General features: G+C 37.4%; 23 protein-coding genes. 1 reads left to right on the top strand and 22 read right to left on the bottom strand.

The genetic code is table 11. The features are described 5' to 3' along the window. Positions 1-112 precede the first annotated feature (112 nt). From OXPF_RS08445 to rpiB, 6 genes are all read right to left on the bottom strand, one after another. Positions 113-823: a YwmB family TATA-box binding protein gene (locus OXPF_RS08445; protein WP_054874768.1), complete on the bottom strand. Its 711-nt coding sequence runs from the start codon at positions 821-823 to the stop codon at positions 113-115. A gap of 207 nt (positions 824-1,030) precedes the next feature. Continuing rightward, on the bottom strand, positions 1,031-2,188 hold the full coding sequence (gene wecB / locus OXPF_RS08440) for a non-hydrolyzing UDP-N-acetylglucosamine 2-epimerase (RefSeq protein ID WP_054874767.1): 1,158 nt from the start codon (positions 2,186-2,188) through the stop codon (positions 1,031-1,033). Between the two features lie 5 nt (positions 2,189-2,193). Continuing rightward, complete coding sequence (locus OXPF_RS08435) at positions 2,194-3,234, bottom strand: glycosyltransferase family 4 protein (RefSeq protein WP_054874766.1); 1,041 nt, start codon at positions 3,232-3,234, stop codon at positions 2,194-2,196. A 40-nt stretch (positions 3,235-3,274) separates the two neighbouring features. Further along, positions 3,275-3,763, bottom strand: coding sequence for a deoxycytidylate deaminase (locus OXPF_RS08430; protein ID WP_054874765.1), 489 nt, complete (start codon positions 3,761-3,763; stop codon positions 3,275-3,277). Positions 3,764-4,126: 363 nt separating this feature from the next. Beyond that, a complete protein-coding gene (gene upp, locus OXPF_RS08425; protein ID WP_054874764.1) occupies positions 4,127-4,756 on the bottom strand; it encodes a uracil phosphoribosyltransferase in 630 nt (209 codons plus the stop codon). Positions 4,757-4,767: 11 nt separating this feature from the next. Further along, complete coding sequence (gene rpiB / locus OXPF_RS08420) at positions 4,768-5,223, bottom strand: ribose 5-phosphate isomerase B (protein ID WP_054874763.1); 456 nt, start codon at positions 5,221-5,223, stop codon at positions 4,768-4,770. 198 nt (positions 5,224-5,421) lie between these two features. Between rpiB and OXPF_RS08415 the strand changes: the two genes are divergently transcribed. Further along, positions 5,422-5,850, top strand: coding sequence for a hypothetical protein (locus OXPF_RS08415; protein WP_054874762.1), 429 nt, complete (start codon positions 5,422-5,424; stop codon positions 5,848-5,850). A gap of 27 nt (positions 5,851-5,877) precedes the next feature. Here the strand turns inward: OXPF_RS08415 and OXPF_RS08410 are convergent, their stop codons facing one another. The 16 genes from OXPF_RS08410 to OXPF_RS08335 form a co-directional block, all read right to left on the bottom strand. Beyond that, positions 5,878-6,333 (bottom strand): low molecular weight protein arginine phosphatase, encoded by a 456-nt coding sequence (locus OXPF_RS08410; protein WP_054874761.1) that lies wholly within the window; start codon positions 6,331-6,333, stop codon positions 5,878-5,880. 100 nt (positions 6,334-6,433) lie between these two features. Next, positions 6,434-7,480 carry an L-threonylcarbamoyladenylate synthase gene (locus OXPF_RS08405; RefSeq protein ID WP_054874760.1) on the bottom strand — a complete coding sequence of 349 codons (1,047 nt, stop codon included), beginning with the start codon at positions 7,478-7,480 and terminating at the stop codon, positions 6,434-6,436. Between the two features lie 21 nt (positions 7,481-7,501). Further along, positions 7,502-8,236 (bottom strand): ZIP family metal transporter, encoded by a 735-nt coding sequence (locus OXPF_RS08400; protein WP_201779695.1) that lies wholly within the window; start codon positions 8,234-8,236, stop codon positions 7,502-7,504. Positions 8,237-8,417: 181 nt separating this feature from the next. Beyond that, on the bottom strand, positions 8,418-9,026 hold the full coding sequence (locus tag OXPF_RS08395; protein WP_054874759.1) for a hypothetical protein: 609 nt from the start codon (positions 9,024-9,026) through the stop codon (positions 8,418-8,420). Between the two features lie 87 nt (positions 9,027-9,113). Further along, the gene (prfA, locus tag OXPF_RS08390; RefSeq protein WP_054874758.1) at positions 9,114-10,184 is read right to left on the bottom strand and encodes a peptide chain release factor 1; all 1,071 of its coding nucleotides are present in this window, start codon (positions 10,182-10,184) and stop codon (positions 9,114-9,116) included. An 84-nt stretch (positions 10,185-10,268) separates the two neighbouring features. Then, positions 10,269-11,114 (bottom strand): peptide chain release factor N(5)-glutamine methyltransferase, encoded by an 846-nt coding sequence (gene prmC, locus OXPF_RS08385; protein WP_054874757.1) that lies wholly within the window; start codon positions 11,112-11,114, stop codon positions 10,269-10,271. Beyond that, positions 11,111-12,055, bottom strand: coding sequence for a DUF1385 domain-containing protein (locus tag OXPF_RS08380; RefSeq protein WP_054874756.1), 945 nt, complete (start codon positions 12,053-12,055; stop codon positions 11,111-11,113). Before OXPF_RS08380 ends, prmC begins: the two co-directional genes overlap by 4 nt. Positions 12,056-12,289: 234 nt before the next feature. Then, the gene (locus OXPF_RS08375) at positions 12,290-12,868 is read right to left on the bottom strand and encodes a thymidine kinase (RefSeq protein ID WP_054874755.1); all 579 of its coding nucleotides are present in this window, start codon (positions 12,866-12,868) and stop codon (positions 12,290-12,292) included. Between the two features lie 328 nt (positions 12,869-13,196). Then, positions 13,197-13,409: a 50S ribosomal protein L31 gene (gene rpmE, locus OXPF_RS08370; RefSeq protein WP_054874754.1), complete on the bottom strand. Its 213-nt coding sequence runs from the start codon at positions 13,407-13,409 to the stop codon at positions 13,197-13,199. Between the two features lie 93 nt (positions 13,410-13,502). Next, on the bottom strand, positions 13,503-14,987 hold the full coding sequence (gene rho / locus OXPF_RS08365; RefSeq protein WP_054874753.1) for a transcription termination factor Rho: 1,485 nt from the start codon (positions 14,985-14,987) through the stop codon (positions 13,503-13,505). Positions 14,988-15,258: 271 nt separating this feature from the next. Further along, positions 15,259-16,365, bottom strand: coding sequence for a hypothetical protein (locus OXPF_RS08360; RefSeq protein WP_054874752.1), 1,107 nt, complete (start codon positions 16,363-16,365; stop codon positions 15,259-15,261). 113 nt (positions 16,366-16,478) lie between these two features. Continuing rightward, positions 16,479-17,441 (bottom strand): class II fructose-bisphosphatase, encoded by a 963-nt coding sequence (gene glpX, locus OXPF_RS08355; RefSeq protein WP_054874751.1) that lies wholly within the window; start codon positions 17,439-17,441, stop codon positions 16,479-16,481. A 155-nt stretch (positions 17,442-17,596) separates the two neighbouring features. Continuing rightward, positions 17,597-18,007, bottom strand: a complete 411-nt coding sequence (locus OXPF_RS08350; protein ID WP_054874750.1) for a hypothetical protein — start codon at positions 18,005-18,007, stop codon at positions 17,597-17,599. Between the two features lie 113 nt (positions 18,008-18,120). Beyond that, positions 18,121-19,527, bottom strand: coding sequence for an ArnT family glycosyltransferase (locus OXPF_RS08345; protein ID WP_054874749.1), 1,407 nt, complete (start codon positions 19,525-19,527; stop codon positions 18,121-18,123). 53 nt (positions 19,528-19,580) lie between these two features. Continuing rightward, positions 19,581-19,949, bottom strand: coding sequence for a response regulator (locus OXPF_RS08340; RefSeq protein WP_054874748.1), 369 nt, complete (start codon positions 19,947-19,949; stop codon positions 19,581-19,583). A 197-nt stretch (positions 19,950-20,146) separates the two neighbouring features. After that, complete coding sequence (locus tag OXPF_RS08335; protein WP_054874747.1) at positions 20,147-21,751, bottom strand: CTP synthase; 1,605 nt, start codon at positions 21,749-21,751, stop codon at positions 20,147-20,149. Positions 21,752-21,985: the final 234 nt, after the last annotated feature.

The raw sequence follows: 21,985 nt of genomic DNA, 5'->3' as shown, positions 1-21,985 counted from the left end.
ACGGTAGTGAAGTTTAAAAATTCTTGTATTTTCTAGGCAGGGAGCCTTAGAACTTTCAGAACTTGAACACAGCGAATTGAGTGTTCATAATGCAGCAGCCCCTTTCTTAAATCTAGTATTCTATGTTTATTACCGGAGTTGCCGCTATAAAATACATGCCATTATCATATGAACTATATCGACTGGCAACATTTATGTTAACCTTTTCACTGCCTAAAATTTTATAATTGTATATATTCTTAGTGTAACCACATATGCTGATTAAATTATTGTTTATAATTTCATCAATTTTCCTTGCCTTCATATTCTTCATAATGCTGTCAATAATTTTGAGGGATTTTTTCTCATTTAGTTTTCCATTTGTAAAATAACTTAAGTTATATATCATATCGGGCTTAAGGCTGTATCTATGTAAATATTGGTATAGTTTTTCCCCCACTTCATTAATACTCAATACATTTCCATTATGTGTTATATCCACAACCATAATTACGTTGCTCCTGGTTTCATCCGATCTTTCAATAAATACCCTAACATTGCCTTCACCGTATTTACCATGTGCCGTAACTTCATTTGCCGAATACTTTATATTTACAGCTTCAGCCTTTAAAATTTTAAAAACTTCCTGTATTTCAGCTTCAAAATCTTCATTTATGAGTTTGTCCCTTTCAATACTGCCGCTAATATAACCTTCTTTAAATTGAAGGCCGGTCTTATTCATGGCATTTATTAAAAAGCTCACATCATTGTTGATTTCAGGTTTTGAAGATGTATTGAAAACAAACGAAAATATAAGAAAAGACAGTAAAATGATTTTCTTCATAGGGCTTCCTCCTTAAAAAAATGGGAGAGAATAAAGCGTACAAAAGGGGGATTAAAAAACTTTATTCTCATACATCCCATTTTTTTAATTATTGACACCCATAAAAAAAAATATACAAGCCCTCATAAACAAAAAAGAAGCGGCAAAAAGCGGGTCTTTAAAAATCAGTGACCGCTTTTGCCGCCTGGCTGTTTATTTTATATTCACTTAAATTTCCGCTGCAAATTCCTCTGGTTTTTGTTCCTCATATTTAAAATAATGCAAAATCCCTTTTCTTATTCTTAAAGATGCCCTTCCGTCGCCAAAGGGATTTACAGCATTGGCCATTTTGCTGTATAATTCCTTATCATCAAGAAGAAACGAAGTCTCATTTACTATTCTATCAATATCGGTACCTATGACCTTCAAGGTACCGGCCATTTCTGCCTCCGGCCTTTCAGTCACATCCCTTAATACCAAAACAGGCTTGCCAAGATGGGGCGCTTCCTCCTGAAGTCCTCCCGAATCCGTCAATACAAGGTATGCCCTGTCCATGAGATTATGAGTTTCTTTAATATCCAAAGGAGGCAGCAAATGAACTCTCGGCACATCCCTTAATATATTGTTCGCAGTTTCTGTTACCACCGGATTTAAATGCACAAGATATACTACTTCAATATCCGGATACTTTTGTGCAATTGACTTTAAGGCAGTGCATATATTAAAAAGTGGCTGTCCCCAGTTTTCCCTTCTATGTGCCGTTACAAAAATTATCCGTTTATTCTTAAAATCTATTTTTTTTAATTCATGACTCTTAAAAATATAACTTTTGTCTACCGTCTCTTCCATGGCATCAATTACTGTGTTTCCCGTTACATATATACACTTTTCATCTATGCCTTCCTTCAATAAATTCTCCTTTGCCTTTAATGTGGGTGCAAAGTGAATATCTGAAAGTTGAGCAGTTAATTTTCTGTTCATTTCCTCAGGATAAGGGAAATATTTGTTGTGAGTCCTTAAACCTGCTTCCACATGGCCTACCTTAATATCATTATAAAAGGCAGCCAAACTTGAGGCAAATGTAGTGGTGGTATCTCCGTGGACCAGTATCAAATCTGGTTTCTCGGTTTTTAATATGCCCTCAAGTCCTAAAATAACCTTTGTGGTAATGCCCGATAATGTTTGCCTTTCCTTCATAATGTCCAGGTCATATTCAGGTATGATATCAAACAAATCAAGAACCATATCCAGCATTTCCCTATGCTGTGCCGTGACGCATACTATAATATTAATATTTGGACTTTTTTTAAGCTCCTTGATCAATGGAGCCATTTTAATGGCTTCAGGCCTCGTCCCGAAAATGGTCATAATTTTAAGGCTATGCATAAAATTTATTGGTTCCCTTCTTCTTTATTCCTTTTTAAAATTCCAATCTGCTTTGACAGGGCAATTACTATGAGCATGACTGTTATGAGGACTAAAAATGACTGGAGGGTATTTAATTCTGCGGCAAAGATGGCAGTTAAGCCCAGCATTCCGCTTATTATATACATTACAAATACCGCCTGCTTTTGAGACAACCCCAAATCAATAAGCTTATGATGTAAATGCTCTCTGTCCCCTTCCATTACCGGCTTTTTATTTACAAACCTTCTGACCATGGAAGATAAGGTATCATATATGGGAAGGCCAAGAGCCAGTATTGGCACCGTTATGATTATGGCTGCTGCTGATTTAATAGCTCCCTGAATGGATACCGCCGCCAGCACAAAGCCTAAAAATTGTGCTCCTGTATCCCCCATAAATATTTTAGCCGGATTGAAATTATAAGGTATAAAGCCTATGGTGCTTCCGGCTAAGATTGCCGTTAACATTGCCGCAACCTCTCTGCCGTTTAAAATGGAAACTATAAACAATGTAATGCAGGAAATACTTGCAATTCCTGCTGCTAAACCGTCTAATCCGTCAATCAAATTAAAAGCGTTTGTAATTCCTACAACCCAAAAAAGTGTTGCCGGTATAGAAAGCCAGCTTAAATCCGCCATCCCGTAAACCTTGTCAAAGGGGTTTGTTACAACCTTTATGGTTATGCCGGATGCTACTAGAATAAGGGATGCTATTATCTGCAGTACCAGCTTGGTTTTAGCCTTCATAGGTCTTATATCATCTATCATGCCGGCAATGGTTATAAATGTAGATCCTAAAACAAGCCCTACGGTCTCTTTGTTTAAAGGCATGAATATAAAGACGGATACAATGAAAGCCAGATATATTGCAAGGCCTCCTATCAAAGGCATGGGTTTTTTATGTATTCTTCTGTTATCCCTTGGTATATCAACAGCACCTATTTTAACTGCCAGCTTTATAACAAGCGGCGTTGTTATAAACCCCACTGCCAGGGCAGTTAAAAACATTAAATAATGCTTTTCCATTAAAAACACATCCTAAATTATATTATGTCGGTAAAATCAATCAGTAACCTGATTGATCCTCCAGTGAATCATCGTTTTTTATCCAGTCTGAAACTTCGATAATCCTGTATGCGTCTTTAGTATCCCTAATGATGACTTTTTCGATACCGCAATTTATTATTACCCTTTTGCACATGGAGCATGAAGTAGCATTTTGTATATATTCACCTGTTTTCATCTCTTTACCGGCAAGATAAAGGCTGGAACCTATCATATCCCTTCTTGCTACAGAAAGGCAGGCATTCATTTCTGCATGAAGGCTTCTGCACCTTTCATACTGGGTGCCCCTTGGAATATTCAGTTGCTCTCTTATGCAATAACCCAGTTCATTGCAGTTTTTACGCCCCCGCGGGGCTCCGCTGTATCCTGTACCTATTATTTCGTCATTCTTTACTATTATGGCACCGTAATTTCTCCTTAAGCAGGTACCCCGCTCCAGAACTGTTTCCGCTATATCAAGATAATAATTGACTTTATCTCTTCTCTGCACCTAAATGTCCCCCCTAAGTTGGCTGCTGAGTTTTAAACACTGCGTTCGAGTTCTGCAAGTTCTAAGGCTTTCTGCCTTGAAAATACAAGAGTTTTAAATTTCCTATCGCTCAGGCAATCTAAAATTCTAAGTATTTTCTGCAGCAGCTTCACCAAGAAATTTCAAAGAACTCTCACAATTCATTTGCGTTGTTTGGAACTCAACAGACCCTTTCATTAACCGCCTTCTTTATACATTATACTTGGGAAGTTTACTATAATCAATAAAGCATGCATTAAGACCTATGTTCTCAAATTAAAAAACCCTAAAGGAATGAATAGGTTTCATACTTTAGGGTCCTATTTCTTAAATTTTTATTAATTGCTACTTTGTGCCGAATAACCTGTCGCCGGCATCACCTAAACCAGGCACTATGTAACCATGATCGTTTAGCTTTTCATCAATAGCTGCTGTGTAAATATCCACATCGAGGTGTTGTTCCGATACATATTCAAGACCTTCGGGTGCTGCAATCAAGCACATAAGCTTAATGCTTTTAGCTCCCCTTTGCTTTAAAAGGGTTATGGCATCGGCAGCAGATCCCCCTGTAGCCAGCATAGGGTCTGTTACTATGATATCTCTTTCACCTATATCGGAGGGAAGTTTGCAATAATATTCGACGGGCTTTAAGGTTTCAGGATCACGATATAAGCCTATGTGCCCTACCTTAGCCGCAGGTATTAATTTCAGCATACCGTCTACCATGCCCAAACCTGCCCTTAAAATGGGAACTATACCCACTTTTTTGCCTGAGAGCGCCTTTGCTTTTGTAGTGCATATGGGAGTCTCGATTTCAATTTCTTCAAGGGGCATATCCCTTGTGACTTCATAGCACATGAGCATTGCCACTTCCTCTATAAGTTCTCTGAAGTCCTTTGACCCGGTATTTTTATCCCTTATAAATGATAATTTGTGCTGCACCAGCGGATGATTAATAAGCGTTACTTTTTTCATAAACCTACCCCCTATTTGTTCTTAGAGTATTTTCCCTCTATTTCTTTTATTTTAGCCACACGGACAGCATGTCTGCCGCCTTGGAATTCTCCCTTTAAAAACTCATCGACTATATTTAGTGCAATCCCCGGCCCTAAGACCCTTTCTCCCAAGGCCAATATGTTCGCATCGTTATGCTCTCTTGATAACCTGGCAGTGAAACTGTCATTGCATACAGCCGCCCTTATTCCAGGCACTTTATTTGCCGCTATGGATATTCCTATTCCGGTGCCGCAAATTATAATTCCCATTGTATATTCACCTGCTGTAATACTTTCTGCAACAGGAAGGGCAAAATCCGGGTAATCCACTGAACCGCAGCATGAACAGCCGAAATCCTTATACTCTATTTTAAGTTCATCAAGATGTTTCATTACCGTTTGCTTTAAGTTGTAGCCTCCGTGGTCGCTGGATATAGCAATCTTCATTTTCGCACCTCATTTGTTTATAAATTATTACCCATACCATTTTATATTTTATATTATATATTTAATATGTGCAATTGATTGCATCAGTATTTTAGATATATTAATCCCATTGAAAATAAAATATATTTATATATCGTCACTTTTTAAAAACCGGTATTTCGGCTATAATATTAATAGATACCTGTTAGGAGTGATACCGTGGAAGATACACTTAAACAAATTATGGATAAATTGAATGATATTGATGGCAGGATTAATTCCATGGACAGTAAAATTAGCTCCATGGATAACAAGGTTAATTCCATGGACAGTAAAATTAATTCCATGGATAACAAGATTAGCTCCATGGACAGTAAAATTAGTTCCATGGATAGCAAGATTAACTCTATGGAAAAAGATATTAGCCAAATTAAAATGGATTTAAAGGATGTAAAGCAAAAGGTAACAGCAATAAATGACCAGACAGCTGACCTTACGGAATTTCGCACCGAAACAAAATCCGGTATAAATAACATACATGACAAAATCGATGTAGTTCAAATGGATATAAATAATTTGACTGCTAAGGTAGCCAATAGCGATAATAAAATTCTGGAATTCGGCAAATATCTGAGAACCGTAAAATAGTATAAAAAGCCTACATTAAGGCTTTTTTTATTTTGCTAATTTGGTTATTGCCTTTGTTATATATTTCCTTAAGCTTTCGGCACAGTCCAAGTACACATTGACAGGATATCCGAAGGGATCGTCTATATCAGAATCCCGGCCGTCAACATAACCTTTCAATGTAAAAATTTTATGTTCCATTTCCGGTAATAGGCTTAATAAAATTGCTTTATGGGAGCAGGTCATTGTAAATATGATATCCGCCTCTTTTACCATCTCTTTGTCTATCCTTCTAGCTGCATGTTTTGTTAAATCAGCACCAAATAAAGCTGCTGCTTCTACTGCCTGAACAGATGCTTTATCTCCCGTAAATGCCGAAACTCCGGCTGATGAAAATTCAATGTCTTTTATGTTCTTTTCCTCAGCGATTTTCTTTGCAATAGCTTCTGCCATACTGCTTCTGCAAGTGTTTCCGGTACATACAAACAATACCTTTTTCAACATAATACCTCCTTTAAGACAAAGATACATTAAGATAAGGGGACACTTTTATGTCGGTGACATGCTTTAAAAGCGCCTCTTTTCTTATCCTGATATCCCCATCCTATACCCTTATCACATTATAGCCTGCAGCTTTTTTCATCCTGTTCATCACTGCAAGTCCTATGTCTTCTTCGGGAATGCTCTCGGCATATATTACATCCACATTGAGCTCATCAAATTCCCTGAGCCTGTCAAACAAAGACGCCGCTATGGTATCTGTATTCTCTCTGCTTCCCATTGATAATATATACCCGTTTAAATATTTTTTTATGGTCTCATCTGTTGCAAGAATTCCTGCCTTCAAGCCTTCATTTTTACTTTTTAAAGAGAGCTCGTTTATTTTATTTATTACTTTTTTTTGCTCTCCTTCAACTATATACATGAAAGCTTTGGGAGAATAATGCCTGTATTTCATGCCCGGCGACCTAGGCTTTAAATTTTCATCCGCTGCTTTCATTATAGCCGGGTCAATAAAAACTTCCCCCAAAACAGCCTTCAACTGTTCTAAGGTAATACCTCCCGGCCTCAATATCGTGGGTCTGCCTGTAACATCAATTACTGTGGACTCCAATCCTACGTTTGTCCTGCCGCCGCCTAAAATCACATCTACTCTGCCTAATAAATCATCAATTACATGCTTGATATTCGTAGGGCTGGGCCTTCCGGAAATATTGGCGCTGGGGGCCGCAATGGGAACTTCTGAGAGTTCGATGAGCTTTCCTGCTATTTTATTAGAGGGCATTCTTATTGCTACACTGTCCATGCCCGCAGTTATTACATCAGGTATGACATCTGACTTTTTCATTATTATTGTAAGCGGCCCCGGCCAGAATTTGTCCATTAAAAGCTGTGCACTTTTGGGTACTTCCCTGACATACTTTTCAATATTGGTATGGGCTACATGTATGATTAAAGGATTATCCTGAGGTCTTCCCTTAGCGGCAAAAATCTTTAATACAGCCTCAGGATTTAAGGCATCTGCCCCCAGACCATAGACCGTTTCCGTTGGAAACACCACCGTTCCCCCTGATTTTATCACTTTAGCTGCGCATTTTAAAATACTTAAATCCGGATTGTTTTCATTAATATCATAAACTTTTGTTTCCATAATTCCTCCAAGATTTTAGCTTCAAGCCATAGACGTTATTATTATACCTATTATAATCCCAAAAAGTATGCCAAAGGTTGATAGTAATTCTTCATATAAGTTTCTGCTTTTGGGTATGAGATCGCCGCATACTATGTACAGCATTGTCCCTCCGGCAAAGGAAAGGCAAAGAGTTACAAACACAGGAGATATTTCCCCAAGTATTCCCCCTACAAATGCTCCTATTCCCGTAGGAATTGCCGTTGCTATTGTAAAAATAAATATTTTAATTTTATTCACTCCGCTCATACTCATGGGTGCTGCTACTGCCATACCTTCAGGTATATCATGAAGTCCTATAACCAGTGCAAGGCTTATGCCTATATTTCTTCCTGCCGTAAACCCGGAGCCTATGGCCAGCCCTTCTGGAAAATTGTGCAATGCAAGACCGAAAGCCAATAAAAGTCCCATCTTAAAGTATTTTCCCCGACCCTTAGCTATATTATTAAAGTCCGGAAGCATTTCATCAATGAGAGCGGTCATAAATATACCGATCATCATACCTAAAATGCTTGTAGGTATTCCACCCAATTCGAAGGCTTCGGGCAGGAGGTCAAAGGTTACAACTGATAGCATCAATCCTCCGGAGGCTCCTAAAATTATGCTCATGAATTTATTGCCCGGGTTTTTCCACAATAGTGCCATAAGCCCCCCCATACCCGTACCGGCTATTCCTGTCAGCGTGCCTATCATAGTAATTGTTAAAAGGCTGTTCAATTTCTACCTCCAAATAATATCATATTCTAATTAATATTATGCTTTGGCCAACCTTTTATTACGGAACATAATTACAAAGAATTTTATAATAATTACATGTTTTACAAAATTAAGGGCAATATATTAACATAGTCCCCTTATTAATGGCAGGTAATATTGGTGGTTTGTTCATATACCGGTATTATCTGCCTTCAACATATCTTTTTACAATATCCATACTGGTATCTGAAAATTTACACCTCTCGCAGTTTTTATACAGCATGTACATATAATAAATGAATTTATACCTATTGTGATTTACTTTATAATAATAAAAGCTTTTTTGCGGGTATCTTTCCTTTAAATCCATATAAAAGTCAAAGAGATTTTTATACCTTAACATAACATCTTCATTGAATGCCTTTATCTTTTTATGGTTAACCTTTTTATCTATGACTATGATGCTTTCATAGTGGATTTCATCATCCAATTTCATACTTTCAATATAATAAACCCTGTCTAAAGGAATATAGATAGCACGGCTTATTACTCCGTCTCTTATTTTAAGCTTTCCCTTATCTATTTCCATTTTGTAATAAATTTTTCTAATTATACCAATATCTATAATAAGCAGCGCCGTTAATATTACAAAATAACAGGCAAGGGCAAAATACAGCTCCCAGCCCATAAAAAAGCCTTCCCTGATAAGTACACTTAAAAAGAACCCCGCTCCGCCCATAAGAAATAACGAAATTAATATCTTTCTTAAACTCCATGAATTCTCTTTTTCTATCCTTTTATGTACATTCATATATAATCACCGGATTCTTTATTTAAGCTATTTTTAAAGGAGCAACACTTCTATACATAGATAATATTGCTCCTTTGTGTTAATATTTTATTCTCCTACAGCTTTTAATTTTTCTGCCTGCTCAGCAGTATTCAATGCATCTAACATTGACTGCACTTCGCCGTCCAAAAAGGATTCAAGCTGATAAATTGTCATTCCGATTCTATGGTCGGTAACCCTTCCCTGAGGGAAGTTATATGTCCTTATTCTCTCGCTTCTGTCTCCGCTTCCTACCTGACTTCTCCTGTTTTCTGCTATCTGGTCGCTTCTTTCCTGCTGGTATTTATCATAAAGCCTGGCTTTTAAAACCTTCATGGCTTTTTCCTTGTTCTTTAGCTGGGATTTTTCATCCTGGCAGGAAACAACAAGTCCGCTGGGCATATGGGTAATTCTCACCGCAGAGTCAGTGGTATTAACGCTCTGTCCGCCATGGCCGCCCGCCCTGAACACATCTACATGTATATCATTGGGGTTGATATCAACCTCAACATCTTCCACTTCAGGCATTATTGCAACTGTGGTAGCAGAAGTGTGTATTCTTCCTGAGGCTTCGGTATCCGGAACTCGCTGAACCCTGTGGGTGCCGCTTTCAAATTTCAACTTGCTGTAAGCACCTTTTCCCTGTATCATTAAAACGACTTCCTTATATCCTCCTATATCGGTAGGATTGGAACTCATTATCTCCACTTTCCAGTTCTGCCTTTCAGCATATCTTGTGTACATCCTCAAAAGGTCGGCTGCAAAAAGGGCTGCCTCCTCTCCTCCGGTACCCGCTCTTATTTCAACAAATACGTTTTTATCATCATTGGGATCCTTAGGGAGAAGAAGTATTCTAAGTTCATGCATCAGTGCTTCTTTTTTCTCCGAGAGCTCTTTTAATTCTTCCTCAATCATTTCTTTTAATTCCGCTTCCAGCTTGTCACTTAGCATTTCCTTGTCATCTTCTATATTCTTTAAAACATTTTTATATTCTTTATATTTATTTACAATTTCCTCAAGGCTTGAATGCTCCCTCATAAGCTTCTGCCACAGCTTATTATCTGCTATTACTTCAGGTTCGCTTATCTTCCTTGTAAGGTCATTGTATTTTTCTTCTATAAAATCAAGTTTATCGAGCATTTTTTTCACTCCAGAAATTAATTTTGTTAACCACAGCTCAATATTATAACAAAAAATATATATATAAACAACATATGGAAAAATTTATTTGTAACCGGCGACACACCTGTCAAAGCCGGCTAAATCCTTATAAACTTTAATGTTTTTATAGCCCTGCTGTTTTAATATAATAGATACTTTATCCGCCTGGTTATACCCTATTTCATATGCCAAAAAACCACCGTCATTTAAGCATTTTATGCTTTGCTCCGTTATTTTTCTATAAAAGGAAAGTCCGTCCTTTCCCCCGTCCAATGCAATATGGGGTTCATTGTCCTTCACTTCTCTATCTAGAGTGGGTACAGCTGAAGATTTAATATAGGGAGGATTGGAAACTATGATATCATATGTTTCTTTGATAACCTCCGATAGAAGATCTCCTTTAATTATTAAAACCCTGTCCTGGACTTCATTTTTCTTTGCATTTATTTTCGATACCCCAATTGCTGTATCGCTTATATCTATAAGAGTTACCTTTGCTTGTTTGCAATAATGTGCAATGCTAATACCAATTGCCCCGCTTCCGCAGCAAACATCGGCAATTTTTATACTGCCGCCTCGCCTCTTGCATTCTTCCAAAACAATCTCAGTTAAAATTTCAGTATCTCCCCGGGGTATTAAAACACCCTTTTCTATATGAAATTCAAGGCTCATGAATTCTTTGCTTCCGGTTATATAAGAAACGGGAGCACCTTTTACTCTCATATTAATCAGTTCAAGATACTTTTCATAATTCTCTCCGGTTAGTTCCTCACTTCTGTCCGTTAAAAGCTTAAGCCTTTCTGTATTTAAAACATACCCTAATATAACCTCTGCATCAAGCCTGGGAGTATCGATATTATTTTTCCTTAAAAGCTTAGAAGCTTCAATTAAGGCATCAGATATTATCACCAGACATCTGCCTCCTTGTTTTCTACAAGAACTTCCTTTAAGGCAGCTATTGCAACCTCTAACTGGCTGTCATCCGGCTCTCTTGTGGTAAGTTTTTGCAGCAGCAGCCCGGGATATATCAATATTCTTACCAGTTTTGAATCCGACCTCCCTACGAATTTTAAAAGCTCAAAGGAAATTCCCGCGATGATGGGAATGAATATGATCCTTGATAATATCCTCATCCACAATCCCGGCCAGCCTAAAAATGAAAATACAAATATGCTGACCAGCATTACGATAAATAAAAAGTTGGTGCCGCAGCGAGGATGAAGTGTGGAATACTTTCTGCAGTTCTCCACAGTAAGTTCCTCTTGATTTTCATAGCAAAATATTGATTTATGCTCAGCGCCATGGTATTCGAATACACGTCTTATGTCCTTCATATTGGAAATTGCCAGTATATATATTGCAAATATAGCTATTCTTATTATACCCTCAATAAAATTTTTCAAAATACCATTGGTCACTGCTTTGTTAAGAAGAGTAGATATCACTGAAGGCAATATGAAAAACAAACCAACAGTCATTAAAAGGGATAAAAATACCGAAAATCCCATAATGGCACCTTCTAATTTTTCTCCGAATATTTTTATGAGAAACTTTTCGAATTTGCCCGGCCCTTCTACAGTTTCATCATCTTCAAAGAATTTTGCCGAAAAGGTTAAAGCATTTATTCCCACCATCAGGGATTCAACTAAGGCCACACTTCCCCTTATAAAAGGAAGTCCTAATATTTTATATTTTTTAGATATTGAATTGGCTTTTCTTTTATCTATTATTATCTGGGAATCGGGCTTTCTTACAGCTATTGCAATTTCCTCGGGACCGCGCATCATGACGCCTTCAATAAGCGCCTGGCCTCCGATGGTAGTCTTTTTCTTCGTATTAAAATCTCCCATTTTTTCACCTCTTTCATTATAAAAACTATACCCAGATTTCATTGTCGAAATGAATCTTTGATTCATTATATCATGAAATTTGCATAACAAATTCCATGCTACAATAAATCCCGAAGGGATTTATTGTAGCATAAATTTTACACGGTAAAATTTATGCCAAATAATTTCGAATGGCATAGCCATTCGAAATTATTATATCACATGTTTGTTAAATGGGTACATGTAAAAAGTCTGCTAAATTTTAGGCACATCATGGCATTTACGGCATCTGGATTCATAGCTTTCCATGGCGCCTACCAGTATTATATCATCAGTGTATTTCGCAGGCTGCTTGTTTATAAGCCTTTGTGTCCTGGTCGCAGGATTACCGCACACCATACATATCGCTTTTAACTTATCCACAAACTCTGCAATTGCCATAAGGTTCGGAGTAGGACCGAAGGGCTCCCCCCTGAAATCCAAATCAAGCCCTGCGCATATTACCCTTTTATTGTCATCAGCAAGGTGCCTTACTACATTTACCAAATCCATATCAAAAAAATTAGCCTCATCGATTGCAACTACTTCAGTATCTTTCTCCACCAATTTTAATATCTCCCCTGAATTATTGACGGCAATTGCTAAAGCCCTGTCTCCCCCATGGGAAACCACATCCGTTGAATCATATCTGTTATCTATGGCAGGCTTAAAAGCCTGCACTTTTTGCTTAGCGATCTTTGCCCTTTTTATCCTTCTTATGAGCTCTTCCGATTTTCCGCTGTACATTGGTCCCGTAATTACCTCTACCCATCCATGATCCTTCGGCCCGTACATTTTAATCCCCCCTCTAACATGACTATCTTAAATACGATCCCATTCACTGCTCCAGGCCTTAAAAGCTGTGAACTCGCCTGTCATAGGTATGGGGACACTCCTCTCTTCGTTGAGGAATGTCCCCAACTTATCACCATAACCCGCTTCACTCAAACAATGGCGCAGCTTCCTGCGCCTCATTAACAGCTTCTACAGACCTTTCGCAATGTTTATTTCATCGTATTAAGATAGTCATTACAATTTGAGTTATCCCAAAATACTCATCAATATATACAAATATAAGCTCTAAAGTAATAAAGGTTAGGAAAATATCCTAACCTTAAAGTGTCTACTCTTCGCTTTTTTCCAAGTTGAATTTCTTCATAAACTTTTCAACACGACCGCCTGTGTCAACTAATTTCTGCTTTCCTGTAAAGAAAGGATGGCATTTTGAACAGATTTCAACTCTGAGTTCACTTTTAGTTGATCCGGTTGTGAAAGTCTCACCGCAAGCGCATTTTACAACTGCTTCATTATATTTTGGATGAAGTCCCTCTTTCATTGCTTTCACCTCTTTCACGCAAATGTAATATATTTACAAGCTTTTTCAATCGTCAACGAATAAAATTATATCACAGGCTTACATTTTCTTCAACTATAATTTAAACGTATCTATAAATTCGCTGTTGCTCTTGGTTTTGGTCATTCGGCTGAGCAAAAGCTCAGTAACCTCATAAGGCGGTGCTTGGCTCAACTGATTTCTGAAATAAAGCGAAGCTTCGAATTCCTTAGTCGGCAATAATAAGTCTTCCCTTCTTGTACCTGATTTATTAATATCAATAGCAGGGAATACTCTCTTTTCCTGAAGCCTTCTGTCAAGATGGACTTCCATATTGCCGGTGCCTTTGAATTCTTCAAATATAACATCATCCATTCTGCTTCCTGTTTCTATAAGAGCCGTTGCTAATATTGTAAGGCTTCCGCCTTCTTCTATATTTCTCGCCGCTCCGAAGAAACGCTTTGGCATATGCAGTGCCCCCGGGTCAAGACCCCCGGATAATGTTCTTCCTGTAGGCTGCATTGTAAGGTTGTATGCTCTGGCAAGCCTCGTTATGCTATCCATAAGTATGACTACATCTTTTTTATGTTCGATAAGCCTTTTAGCCCTCTCTAAAACCATTTCCGCAACTCTTGTGTGATGCTCGGGTTCTTCATCAAAGGTGGAATAAATAACATCACCCTTAATAGACCTCTGCATATCTGTGACTTCCTCCGGTCTTTCATCAATTAAAAGGACAATAAGATATACATCGGGATGATTCATGGTTATAGCATTTGCAATTTTCTTCATGAGAACGGTTTTTCCGGCTTTGGGAGGAGCAACAATCATGCCTCTCTGACCTTTTCCGATTGGCGCAAGAAAGTCTATAATCCTGGTAGCAAATTCATTTTGAGTGGTTTCGAGGTTTAATCTTTCCATGGGATAAATTGGGGTAAGATTTTCAAAAGGCACTCGCCTGATGGCATTCTCAGGGTTTTCATCATTTATGGCCTGAACATAGAGAAGGGCTTGAAACTTCTCACCTTCTTTGGGAGACCTGACTTTTCCGCGGATTTTATCACCTGTTTTAAGGTTGAACCTTCTTATTTGGGAAGGGGATACATATATGTCTCTTTGACTCGGAAGATAATTTTCTAATCTTAAAAATCCATATCCAGTATTTTCAATGAGCTCCAATATACCTTCAGCTGTTTCAGAATCCTGAAGAATTTCCTGGAGTCTTTCACGCTTTCCTTCATTAACATCTGAAAGATCTATATTACGCCGACCTTGAGGCCGGTAATTAGTTTCAGCAGTTCTGTTAATACCCGGAGCTCTGTTAATGCCCGGGGCTTCCAGCTCTGCATTGGCTGTACTCCCGGTGCTGCTTACTTCTGCTTCATCCTCCGTGATTACCGGTACATCCTGTTCTTCTATTATTTCCGGTTTAAAGCCTGTTTCGTCAACTTGTGCCTCGTCTTTTAAAAGTTCTTCTATCAACTCGCTTTTTCTAAACCTGGCTATATTTTTAATTCCTTTGCTTTTTGCCAGATCACGGAGCTCCTGAAGAGATAAATTTTTTATTTCATCAAACTTCAACCTATCACCTCCTGATTTAGTATTTGGTTGTTTAATTCAACTAATTATAACTTAACCTATTTTAAATATCAATATTTTAAGTCTTCTTCCCCATAACTACCATTTTACTATAAAGTTTTCAATGTATTCTTGCATTCATCGACTATATTTTTGAATTTTTTTGACAATTACTCTCTTTTCAACCAATCAATTATACAAATTCCCATTGTATATCTAAATTCTTATCCATGTTTGACTATTTTATTCAAACAAACATCCATCAAAATATTTATCACTCCACTATTTCCTGGTTAAAGCTCAATTGATCTGCCGAATCTATTTTCCACGTGCCATTTTCATTTATGATATAATACTTCCATTTCATATACTGAATCTGCTCTAAAGTTTCCTTCCGATTAATCTCGAAGGTTAAGCCGGGGTCTGTGATGGCTTCTTTTATGTGCCATTTTTCATCTACCGTATAATGTATTGTCTTTGAATCTTTAAGAGAAATATCCACAAAGCTTATGGTATTATCACTCAATTCATATTTACTCCCATTAAACCTCCCATCCTTGTATGTATAGATATTAAAAAGGCTGTCGGTCAAGTAAGGCTTGATTTTTTCCGGGTTCTGTGTAAGGCAATATTCCGACCAGCCGCTGCAAAAATCCCGCACCAGCTTTTCCATAGCTCTTTCGAATTCAGGATAAAGATTTATTTTTAATAAAACATCGTCTCCATCCTTTCCGGTGTCAATTTCTATGACTTCGGATTGCCCCACTCCCGGGATATATGATTTAATATAGTGCAATCCTTCTATCACATTATCGGCTTTTAATATACCATCTCTTATTTCTCCCAGAAAAATATCATCCAGATAAACTTCAGAGCCATTGGCTCCTTTTATATCAATGCTCTTTGTGTGATATGGAAATATGATTTTCCAGGTTTTTTTAATTCCTAAGAGACTGCTGTCCGTATTTATCAGTGTGATTGATTCCGTAACTTTATTTCCCCCTTGGGTTATTTCAAGGTAAAAGGTTTTCTCAAGGCCGTTTTGGAATTCCTTCATAGGAAGTACATTAATGGAATTTGCATTTTTATATTTATTTTCCAAATACTTAAGCAAAAAATTATGGGAGAGAGCAGGCTCATCAATTTCATATGTATAGTATTCAATTGCATCTTGGTATTTTTTGTTCATGATACAGTTGACATATTGCTTTGCGGTACTCTCAGGATAAGAGGGAATTAAAATCATGAAATTAAATATGAAAAATAAAATGAAAATAATTGTGGACAGTAATATGAAAGCAAAAATTTTTTGGGCATTATGCTTTATAAATTCGCCGGCATTTGATTCATTGAAACTTAAAGAGTGCAGCTCACTATTCACTGTGCTCCCCTCCTCCTCTATAAATCAGGAAATATTTTACATTAGTATATAGCATTATTTTATACTATTAAAGTAAAATCTGCAAAAGAAAAAAGAGGAATTTTCCTCCTCTTTTACATTCCTATCTTTTTAAAATTGTGTATGGCGTTTATAAACCTTATGGTACCTGTCTTTGCTCTCATTACAACGGACTGGGTTTTTGCCCTTTCGTTTTTAAGGTAAATAACTCCTTTAAGAAGGTCTCCTTCCGATACTCCTGTAGCAGCGAAATAGGCATCATCACCTTTCACTAAATCTGAAAGGTAAAGAATTTTATCCGGGTCACAAATTCCCATACCGACGCACCTATTATATTCTTCATCACAGGAAGGAAGAAGCCTTCCCTGCATTTCCCCGCCCATACATTTTAGCGCTACAGCCGCAATTACTCCTTCAGGCGCTCCCCCTGAGCCTATCATGATATCAATACCGGTATAATCAAAGCAGGTAGCGATAGCGGCAGCTATATCTCCGTCGCTTATAAGCTTTATTCTGGCACCTAATTTTCTTATTTCATTCATTTTAGCATGGTGCCTCTCCCTGTCCAGCATTATCACAGTAACGTCTTCTATGCGCTTATTCAAAGCTTTGGCAACGGCTTCAATATTTTCCGAAACACTTGCTTCTATGTTTATTTTCCCAGCTGCCTTTGGCCCTACTGCAATTTTATCCATATACATATCCGGTGCATGAAGGAGACACCCTCTCTTAGCCACTGCAACAACCGCTATGGAATTAGGCAATCCCTTTGCAATCAGGCTGGTACCGTCTAAAGGGTCAACTGCGATATCAACCTCTACATCCAATTTATCGCCTCTGCCTACTTTTTCTCCTATATAAAGCATAGGGGCTTCATCTAATTCTCCTTCCCCTATAACTACCTCGCCCCTGATTTCCAGAGCGTCAAACATCCTTCTCATTGCATCAACTGCTGCCTGATCCGCAGCATTTTTATCTCCGCGTCCCATAAATTTAGCAGCCTTCAGTGCCGCTGATTCTGTGACCCTAACAAGACCTAACGCAAGATCAGTATCCAAAGAATCCCCTCCCTTAGAATGCATTTTAACAAATTCATTCCTTATTAATTATATAACACTTAAATAGCTTGTCAACATTTAGTATAGTACACTTTTTATTATATGCTATACTATATTTTATGGTTCCGCAGATAAAAAAAAATGGGCTATTGATTTTAGTCCATCTTTTTTATACCGGCAGCGTCATATTGGAGTCCAAGTTCCCCCAAGAGCTTTTTTAAATCATCCTGATATTTTGATACTATATCATAAACATCCTTATCCCGCCCTGCAAAACATAACTCAAGTCCTGTGTCGGTACAGCACAGTACGAATAACCGTTTATTGAGCATATCACTCATATTATATACATATGTATGTTTAACATCACATGCAAGACAGGGTACTGCAGCAGAAATGGCTTTATTGCTTTTCATTGTTATACTTATATCAAAACTGCCGCACTGGCACATAAAATCCATTCTATTATTAGCAGACAACTGAAAGACTGATACCCTGTGAAAGGTGATTCTGCCGCACTCTGAGCATCTCACTGCAAATGTTATATTTGAATCTATCAGCTTCAAACCATCACCTCCTATATACTTACGAATTTATATAAAAAAATTATAGACAATGTAGATATATATAATTCTCCATCAGGTTTTAAAATCCTCTATGAAAAGAGCTTATAGCATCATTATTTTTCCAATTTATACATTATAAATCCTGAAGGCCCCGTCATTCTTGTATAAATCTTGTCTAATTCTCCCGTTATTTTGATTGCAGCTTCAGGGCTCGAAACAACAAAATATGCTGCTCCTTTACTTATCAAAGTTTCGATATTATCCTTGCTTATAAGTTCTCCATAAAGTCTCCAGCCCTTTCTGCCGCTGGTATAAAAAAGCTCCGGACTATCCCTGTCAATTATTATAAGATCACCTTCATGGCTGTTTGATTTAACGAAATTCCCGATGACTATATAATCTTCTCGGACTTTATGTATTTCTTCAAATAAAACCGCATTATTAAGGAATATGATAATCAACGCCATATAAAAAAAATATTCATAGTTTTTATTTGTAAAAAGAAGCCTTGCCCCATATCCTATAAATACAGCTATAATAGGTGTTAAAAAAATCAGATAATAATCCAGGTGAATTGTTGAGTCGATAAGCACTATATGCAGAACTGCACATAAAAGCCAGGCATAATAAAAATATTCTTCCTTTCTTTTCTTTATGCTAATACCCAAAGCAAAAAGTATAACGCCGGGCAGGGTGAAAACCTTGGTTATAAATTGCTCTCTTAAATACTCCTGAGTATTTCTTTCAAGTATGGAAGTGAACAGATTGGGTATTATCATTGTACCTCCTATACCATAAACAAATTTTTGCTCTGCAATTGCCCCGGTATACAAAAAATATAACCAGGGTACACCCAAACTAAAAAAGGCAAAGACATACAACTTTAGATTTTTAAATACCTTAATTTTATATTTCGAAAATGCTAAAAAAATAAGAGGTATTCCAATCAATGCTGCCGGCAGCTTTGTAAGAATGGCTAAGGTGGTAAAAAAAAGAGCTGCCAGGTAATATTTACTTTTATCAAATTGAATCCAAAGCCAGAAATAATATACACAGCCTATGGTGAAGAAAAGCAATGCAGATTCCGGCATAATGTTTCTGGAATAAATAACATTCAGAGGGAGTATTCCGTAGAAAAAAACAGATATGAGTGCCACATTCATACCTGAAGTCATTTTTACAAGTCTGTAAAGATAAACACAGGAGCCCATAAAAAATAATATTGGAATCATCCGCCCTGTAATATAGCTTATGCCAATATATTTATACAGCAATGCCAGTATGAATGTTGTAACCTGAAATTCCAACTGCACATAATTGGGCATAGGGCCGTCATAATTAAGCTGGGGATAAAAAATATTAAATTTATAGTTAATAAAATTTCTTGCAATGGAGTCAGTATCCACCTGCCGCCAGGATGAATAGTCCAATGGAGGTGAAGTAATATTTATAAGCCGTATTATAAAAATTACTGCAAAAATCAAATATAATATTATTTTTCTCTTATCTCTTATGTACAATAAATTCACCTTTTTGTGATTATAGTAGAAAATTCAGCAAAACAAAAGCCGCCTTAAACGGCGGATTGCTTTGATATTATATTCTCTAATCTTGTCTTCAGCTCAAAAATGTCAAATGGTTTGGTAATGCAATCAGATGCACCACATGATAAGGCCTTATTAATGAGAGACCCATTGGCACTCCCTGTCAGCATTATAATGTTGCTTTTAGGAGAAAGCTTTTTAAATTCGGGTATGGCCTCAACTCCGCTCATACCTGCAAGACCGATATCCAATAATATTACATCCGGCTTAAAATCCTGTGATATAACAATTGCTTCTTCGCCTGTTTCAGCAAACCGGACATCAAATTCATCATCCAGCACTTCAAAAAGCAACTTCCTGATGACAGGCTGATCATCAACTATCAATACTTTTCCCATGCCTTTCACCACACTAAATTCAAGTTTCCTTTATAAATTAGTATATTATATTCTCTATTTTCTATTCATTTCCTGCATAATCAAAAAATTTTCCATTATATTTAACTTATACTAGTAAAATTTACGAATGTAAAAAAGCAGCTAATTAGGGCTGCTTTCAATCATAAAATTTACTCCATAAATTTCATTACAAAGTATTATTTTTTATTTGCAAGGGATGCTCTTATAAAATCTTTAAATAATGGATGAGATTTATTAGGCCTGGATTTAAATTCCGGATGGAACTGTACGCCAACAAACCATGGGTGGTCTTTAATCTCCACGATTTCAACTAATCTTTCATCAGGTGATAGTCCGGCAAGGCTCATTCCCTTGCTGGTTATTTCTTCCCTGAACTGGTTGTTGAATTCGTATCTGTGCCTGTGTCTCTCATATATTATCTCGTCTTTATAGCACATGTGAGATATGGTGTCTTCCTTAAGCTTGCAAGGATAAATTCCCAGTCTCATGGTGCCGCCCTTTTCATCTATTTCACGCTGCTCCGGCATGAGATCGATTACGGGATATGCCGTAGTGCTGCTGAATTCTGAGCTATGAGCTCCGGTAAATCCTATAACGTTTCTGGAAAACTCTATAACTGCACACTGCATGCCAAGACATATACCAAAGAAAGGTACGTTATTTTCACGGGCATATTTTGCCGCGGCTATTTTTCCTTCTATGCCTCTGTCACCGAAACCTCCCGGTACCAGTACACCATGGGAATCTTTCAATAACTCTTTTACATTTTCCTCAGTGACATCACAGGCATTTATCCAGTCTATTTCTACGTCACAATTGTTGTCAATTCCGCCATGCTTTAAAGCCTCTACAACGGACATATATGCATCATGAAGCTCAACATATTTTCCTACAAGAGCAATTCTTACTGTGTCTTTTAAGTTCTTTATTCTGTCGACCAGCTCTCTCCACTCGGTCATATCACAATCATGGCAGTCTATGTTGAGTTTTTTAACCACTATGTCATCCAAGCCTTCTTCTTCCATAAGAAGCGGTATCTCATAAATGTTGGAGACATCTACATTCTGGATAACCGAATTTCCGTCCACATTGCAAAACAACCCTATCTTGTCCTTCAATTCCTTTGATAAGGGCTTCTCCGACCTGCACACAATAATATCGGGCTGAATGCCTATGCTCCTCAATTCCTTCACGCTATGCTGAGTTGGCTTAGTCTTTAATTCTCCTGCTTTTCCGAGATAGGGTACAAGGGTTACATGTATAAAGCATACATTTTCCCTGCCTACTTCATATTTAATCTGCCTTATGGCTTCAAGAAAAGGAAGGCTTTCGATATCTCCGACCGTACCTCCTATTTCTGTTATTACCACGTCAACATTGGAATCCTTCGCCACTCTGTACACTCTCTGTTTAATTTCGTTGGTGATATGAGGGATAACCTGAACCGTCCCCCCCAGATAATCACCTTTTCTTTCCTTTGAGATAACCGACCAGTATACTTTTCCCGTAGTAACATTGCTGTTCTTGCTCAAATTCTCGTCAATAAATCTTTCATAATGTCCCAGGTCTAAATCTGTTTCTGCGCCGTCATCGGTAACAAACACTTCTCCATGCTGGTAAGGACTCATTGTACCCGGGTCTATATTTATATACGGATCAAATTTTTGTATTGAAACTCTAAGACCGCGATTCTTCAAGAGCCTTCCGAGGGAAGCTGCTGTAATACCTTTACCCAAAGAAGATACGACACCGCCCGTTATGAAAACATATTTTGTAGCCATACTTTCCCCCTCCTTGTCATTGCTTTAACTTATTCATTTTACATGAAGGTTAGAATTAATTCAACATCTTTCTTATATAATATAATTTATATAGATAACCGCTATTATAGCTTTATGAATACATTTGAAAGTTTTCCCTTTTCTCCTTTAAATATGCTTTCAGCAAAAGCGCTACCTTCCCTTAAAATAAATAAGCCCTAAGGATTTTTATGAGGCTAAATGGGCTCTGTTTTT

This window comes from Oxobacter pfennigii (assembly GCF_001317355.1).
Lineage (GTDB): Bacteria > Bacillota > Clostridia > Clostridiales > Oxobacteraceae > Oxobacter > Oxobacter pfennigii.
The sequence above is the reverse complement of the archived record's forward strand: the minus strand, read 5'-3'. Positions and strand labels throughout refer to the sequence as shown.